Below are 6,000 nucleotides of genomic sequence, written 5' to 3' on the forward strand. Positions count from 1 at the left end.
TATTTTAGGGTAAAAATTGTAAGAATAAATTTAACTCATATAAATAAAGGACTTGAAAAACAGACTTAAATTTAAAGTATTTTTTGCTTTTTTGTGCGATATAAAAGATAAATTAAACTTAATTTTAAAAGTATAGATGACTTTATATTACATTTTTTGTAATGCAATTTACTATCAAAGCTAAGTTAAAAGTACGAGTTGAGTTTAAATGTAGTCTAAGAATATTATAAATTTTTTCTTCAAACCACTCAAAAAAATAAGGTGTAATGGGAATTTAAGAGTGTTTTCTATCTCGTATTATTACGAACAAATACGCTGTAATACTTGCTTTATAGTAAGGAGTAAAACAATAGAATTAATCACTGCGATTATCCAGCTAGCCACCGCGATAATCGATTTGATTTTAATTCTTTATCTAGCCAAACATAGATAAACTTAAGGGGTGGTTCCCCTTAAACCATTGTTTTACCCTTATGGCAATTATACCATAAGGAGTTAAAATGGAGCTAATAAATGCTATTTTAGGATTAGTAAATTCATTGCCATTATTATACATAGCCATTAAGCTATAAGGAGCTAAAAATGAGTGAAATTATAGAAGCTATAGAGGTTTTGTTGCTTGCATATATCGCACTTAACATTCACAAATTAAATTTAAACAGTATCAAAGGTTAATCTAATCAACCTTTGAAACAAAAACAAGGAGTATTAAGATGTTAAAGTTCTTGCAAGTTTTAGCATTAGTTTTACAAATCCTTTACTGGATTTTAAGACTTTTAGGATTTATCTAAATCCTACCCCTTTAACGGGGGCTAAAAAACTTTTATCTTAATACCCTTGATAATTTTACCATAAAGGAGTAAAAATGTGGCTAGATATTTTAATGAGTGTTATTTTTATAATAACTTGCGTGTGGATTTATAAAACTATAAAGGCTAAAAAATGATTACAGTTGTTATAAACAATATTATAAGGAGGCTAAAATGAAAACACCTAATTTAAAAAAAAAGAATTTTTAGAGTTAGCTAGGGCTTTTAAAGACGAAAATGGAAACATTGATTTAATGGAGTTGTCTTATACGTTATTTGTGTCTCTTAAAAATTTAGCAAATAACTATAATAAAATGAAAAATGAAATTTCAAAAACAAGAAAGGATATAAAATGAATAATATAATTATAAATAATGTAGAGGTTGAATTTAAAGTAGTAGATAATAAAGTTTTTGCAAACTCACTACAAGTTGCTGAAGTTTTCGAGAAAAGACATACGCATATTTTAGACACAATAAAAGCTTTACCACAAGATGATTTTACTAAGCCAAATTTTCGGCTGAGTGAATACAAGGACGCAACAGGACGAACTTTACCAATGTATAATCTTACTCGTGACGGTTTTTCTCTTTTGGTTATGGGCTTTACAGGAGAGAAAGCCTATAAATGGAAAGTTGAATTTTTAAAAGCGTTTAATTTGCTGTTGGAAGAGAATAAACGCCTTAAATTTAGTCTTTACACAGATAAAATAGCAAATTTAGAAGCCCACAGATATTAAAAGCATTTCAATTAAATTTGATGACTAATTGCCTAAACTTTAATTAAATTTGATATTTATTGCAAACTTTAAATAATAAAACGACAGATCTTAGCTCATTAGAAATTTCTATTTTTAAGTATTTTGGATTGTATTTAAAATTATTTAAAAACCCTTAGTTGGCAGTTAAAAAATCACTTAAGCTTATTTTTGCACTCTATTTTGTGAGTTTTATGAATTTTTATAAACTTAAAATTTTCATTTAATATGAAAATTTTCTAAACCAAACCTCTGCTATATCGCATTTGTCTTTTTAAAATATTTCTCTATTTTTACACTATTGCGGATAAATTTAGGTATTTGCGGATCTCTAAATTTATCACTTTTATATTTAAAATACGCCAAAATGAACTTAAAAACTATAAAAAAGTTTTAAAAAATATATTTTTCAAATCCAAATTTAATCATCCCACCCATTACCATCAAAGCTAAAAGACCAGCAAAAAATCCAGCTAATACATCATCAAGCATTACGCCAAGACCACCTTTTACATTTCTATCAATTCGCCCAATAATTGATGGTTTAAATATATCAAAACCCCTAAAAAACACAAAAGACAAAATCAAAGCTAGATATGAGTTTTCGTTTAAACAAAGCGTAATGCTTTGAGCTATCCAAATACCAACTACTTCATCGATAACTATGTTAGAATCATCATGATTGCCACCATTTTTTTCGTATGTGTTTATAGAATTTATAGCAATTAAACATATTAAAATCGCTAGTAAAAATAGAGTTTCTAAACCGATAAATTTTGCCACAAAAAATCCAACCACAAGTCCAGCCAAACTCCCCCAAGTCCCAGGTGCAGGCTTTATGTATCCAACATAAAAAAAAGTTAAAAAAAGTTTATTTGTGTTAAATTTATTCATTTTAATCCTTATTTATAAATTCATTTGATATAAATTTGCAAGCTCTTTGTAAAATTCTTCATAACTATGAATTTCTAAAAGCCCCTTATTTGGAAAAAGCTCATCATAAATTTGTTGCAAATTTTCAAATCTATTTGGAAAAAGTTCGCTTAAAATCATAGATGAAAGCTCTTTTCTCATTAAAATTTCAGGCGGCATAATCCCTTTTCTTAGCAAAGTTCTTATTGTAGGACTATGAAATTTTATATGATGATGTTGCCCATGAGGGCAAGTTTTGGTGCTTACTATAGCCTTGCATTCATTACAAAATACATACTCAGGCATCACCAAAACGTCTAAATTTAGAGCATTTTTGACTCTATCAAAAATTGTAAAAGGTTGATTTTCATCAAAAAACATACCAATAGCACCGTGATTTTGACCTATTACGATTTTTGTAGCCCCAAATTTATACGCGGCTATAGCTTCTAGTTCAGGATTATTGTGTGCTGTAAATAGAGTTGTATCTCTAAGCGGAACGACTGCTACTATTTGATTTGGTAAGAAATTTTTTATAAAATGCTTTATCGTTTTTAGCCTAAGCTCATAATCTAATCTATCCTCCCTCAAACTTCTAATCAAAAAAATTATAAGCAAATCAGCCTTATCAATAGCCATTCTAACAAGTCTTTCATGCACTCTATGAAATGGATTTGCACACATCATTAAAGCTGTTATTTTTTTTGCATTTAGTTCTTTTATTTTATTTGAAATTTGTTCTTTGATGTTTTTTATATCATCATCAAAAATTTCTATCTCTCCGCTAATGCAAAGTGCATTTTCATCTATATTTGCAGACATAAATTGTGCTGAATTTGCCCAAAAAATTGATATATTTTTCCACTCTTTTTGAAATTTAAATACAGATTTTACAAAAATTCTACCAACTATTTTATTATCTAGCTTTAAATTTACATAACTATTTAGCTTTAAATTTGCTATTGTATTTTTATCTTCATTTGGAGAAAAAATAAAAGCATATGGCATAATTTCTCCATCTAAATAGCCATTTTTGTAAATTTCATCTATTTGATGTTTATCCATAAGTTGATTTTTGTTTGATAAAATTTTATTAGCTATTAATTTAAAAAGTCCATAAATTTCTAGTGAAATTTTTAGTGCTTTATTTTGTTTTGTTGATTCCATATTTTTTTCTCTTTTCCCAAAGTGATTTTCTTGAAATTCCAAGCCTTAAAGCTAGTTCAGTATCTGAATATAATTTTTCATAAGAAATTATAATGCTTTTATAATAATCATCTATAGATAAAATATCGCCACTATATATTTTATTAGGCTTATCTTCTATAGTTATAGTTTCAAAAGGTATTTTATTATTTGCATTAGTGTTAGAGATGATTATCTCTTTTTTATCTATGATATTAAAAATTTCATCTTTTTCTGCGGTATTTAACCCTGAAAAATCAGCTATATAAAGAGGAATTGTTGAATTTTTTATTATAGATTTTGTATTTTTATCCTTAAAAGATAGAAACTCAAATGGTTTTTTAAGCTCTTGTGATAATAAAAAAACTATTTTATCTGCATAAATTTGATCTTGAGAATTTATAAAAAGTGGAAATTTTACATCTTTTAGAGATATTTTAGGCAAGATTACGTTATCAAATTTTGAATTTAGGTATTTAACATAAAATTCATTAAATTTTTTGATATTTTTAAATTCCTCAAAATGGTGAATTTTTCTGATTAATTCCTCTACCATAAAGGGCTTTTGTATGTAGTCATTAGCACCCGCTTTAATCGGCTTAGAAACAGTGTCGTTACTTATGTATGATATGAGTAAGATTATGATTGAGTTTTGAAATTTTTTGATGACTTCATATATATTTTCGCCAAAAATTCCAGTTGAAAGCAAAATGGCGTCTTTATTTTCACATTTTAAAACATCACCAATATTTGTTAAAATTTCACAATCATGCCCTAAACTAGCAAGTTTTGTAGCTATGCTTTGAGCTAAATAAACTTCATTTTCTATAATTAAAATTTTCATACATCCATCCAATCAAAATACCTAGCACTAGCACTAGCCATAACAGCAATGCCTTCACTCCTTCCAACAAAGCCTAATTTTTCTGTCGTTGTTGCTTTTACATTTACTCTTTCAATTCCTAAAATTTCAACTAAATTTTGTCTCATTTGGTGTTTGTAATTTTGTAATTTTGGAGTTTGAGCAATTATTGTTATATCAACATTTACAAGAGTGTATCCTAAATTTTTTATCAATTTTAATGTATTTTTTAATAAAATTTTTGAGTCAATTCCTTTAAATTCATCGTTCGTATCAGGATATAATTCTCCTATATCACCCATCATACAAGCCCCCAAAATAGCATCTATTAAGGCATGAATTGCGACATCTCCATCACTATGAGCTATAAATTTATACTCACAAGGCACTTTAATACCGCACAAAATAAGTCCATCACCATCTTGAAATTTATGCACATCAAAACCATTTCCAGTAAAAATTTCACTTGATGGAGGTTGTAAATTTAGCATTTTTAAGTCATCTTTTGTTGTGATTTTAAAAGCTCTTTTATCTCCTTTAATAAATCCTAAACTCCCACCCACACTTTTTATCGCCATACTATCATCGGTAAATTTTTTACCACTTTTTAAGGCTTTTTTTAGAAGTTTTGTTTTACTAAGTTGTGGAGTTTGGATAAGTTTTATTTCATCTCTATTTACTGCATCAAGCCCCAAATAAGTTGTATCATAAACCCCAATATAAGGACTAATAGAGTCAAATTTAAAAGCATTTTCAATCATATCTAAAACGACATTTTTATTTACATAAACTCTTACAACATCGCTTACCATTACAAATTCTGTATCCACTAAATTTAAAGCATTTTGCAAGGAAACCTGCCTTTCATCGCCCCCACAAACAAATTCAAAATCATCACAAATTTGACGCATAAATTTAATCTCATTTTTATTTGCTACAATCATAATTTTTTTAAATTTATACATTTTTTTGAAATTTTTTGCACAATATAGCCAAAGTGGTTCGTGTTTTGTTCTTAGCCATTGTTTTTTTGTTTCTAGCTCCATTCTAGTGGAATTTCCAGCAGCTAAAAGAATAAGTGCAATATCCAAAATTCTTCCTTCATTTTAAAAGTGCTACAATTATACTTAAATTATCTTTTTAAAAAGCTTAGTTTAAACAAAAATATTGGCTTTAAATTTTAATGGATTATTTGATAAAATTTATTTATAAACTACAAAACAAACGGCAGTGATAAAGTTAATCTAGAACTATTTAAAATCAAAACAATAAATTTAAGCATTGAAACTGTAATTATATTGTGAAAGCTTTAATGTTGTGCAGTTTAATAGTTTAACTAAATTTTTAAGCACATTTTAAATGCTAAAAGAATACAATACAAACTCTACGAAATTTAAAGGAAATTTATGCAAACAGCTTTACAAACTCTTGGATTAATATCGGCAATTAATAGAATTCCTTTTGATTCAAATGCT

5 protein-coding genes are annotated in these 6,000 nt (G+C 27.2%); 1 reads left to right on the plus strand and 4 read right to left on the minus strand.

The annotated features are described in order from the left end of the window. Window positions 1-1,161 precede the first annotated feature (1,161 nt). Window positions 1,162-1,548: a Rha family transcriptional regulator gene (locus F1B92_RS04260; RefSeq protein WP_154570653.1), complete on the plus strand. Its 387-nt coding sequence runs from the start codon at window positions 1,162-1,164 to the stop codon at window positions 1,546-1,548. Between the two features lie 411 nt (window positions 1,549-1,959). Here the strand turns inward: F1B92_RS04260 and F1B92_RS04265 are convergent, their stop codons facing one another. From F1B92_RS04265 to F1B92_RS04280, 4 genes are read right to left on the minus strand one after another with little or no spacing between them, the layout of a single operon-like run. Further along, window positions 1,960-2,460, minus strand: a complete 501-nt coding sequence (locus F1B92_RS04265) for a phosphatidylglycerophosphatase A family protein (protein WP_154570654.1) — start codon at window positions 2,458-2,460, stop codon at window positions 1,960-1,962. Between the two features lie 12 nt (window positions 2,461-2,472). Next, complete coding sequence (locus F1B92_RS04270; RefSeq protein WP_154570655.1) at window positions 2,473-3,645, minus strand: sulfate adenylyltransferase; 1,173 nt, start codon at window positions 3,643-3,645, stop codon at window positions 2,473-2,475. After that, window positions 3,623-4,507: a DNA-binding transcriptional response regulator gene (locus F1B92_RS04275; RefSeq protein WP_154570656.1), complete on the minus strand. Its 885-nt coding sequence runs from the start codon at window positions 4,505-4,507 to the stop codon at window positions 3,623-3,625. Before F1B92_RS04275 ends, F1B92_RS04270 begins: the two co-directional genes overlap by 23 nt. Then, window positions 4,504-5,619 (minus strand): bifunctional 2-C-methyl-D-erythritol 4-phosphate cytidylyltransferase/2-C-methyl-D-erythritol 2,4-cyclodiphosphate synthase, encoded by a 1,116-nt coding sequence (locus F1B92_RS04280; RefSeq protein ID WP_326833091.1) that lies wholly within the window; start codon window positions 5,617-5,619, stop codon window positions 4,504-4,506. Before F1B92_RS04280 ends, F1B92_RS04275 begins: the two co-directional genes overlap by 4 nt. Window positions 5,620-6,000 lie beyond the last annotated feature (381 nt).

This window comes from Campylobacter portucalensis (assembly GCF_009690845.1).
Taxonomy (GTDB): domain Bacteria; phylum Campylobacterota; class Campylobacteria; order Campylobacterales; family Campylobacteraceae; genus Campylobacter_B; species Campylobacter_B portucalensis.

What these genes read in the sequence shown, in the direction of transcription:
- F1B92_RS04260 (WP_154570653.1), top strand. Translation starts at nt 1,162, where the DNA reads ATGAATAATATAATTATAAATAATGTAGAGGTTGAATTTAAAGTAGTA.
- F1B92_RS04265 (WP_154570654.1), bottom strand. Translation starts at nt 2,460, where the DNA reads ATGAATAAATTTAACACAAATAAACTTTTTTTAACTTTTTTTTATGTT.
- F1B92_RS04270 (WP_154570655.1), bottom strand. Translation starts at nt 3,645, where the DNA reads ATGGAATCAACAAAACAAAATAAAGCACTAAAAATTTCACTAGAAATT.
- F1B92_RS04275 (WP_154570656.1), bottom strand. Translation starts at nt 4,507, where the DNA reads ATGAAAATTTTAATTATAGAAAATGAAGTTTATTTAGCTCAAAGCATA.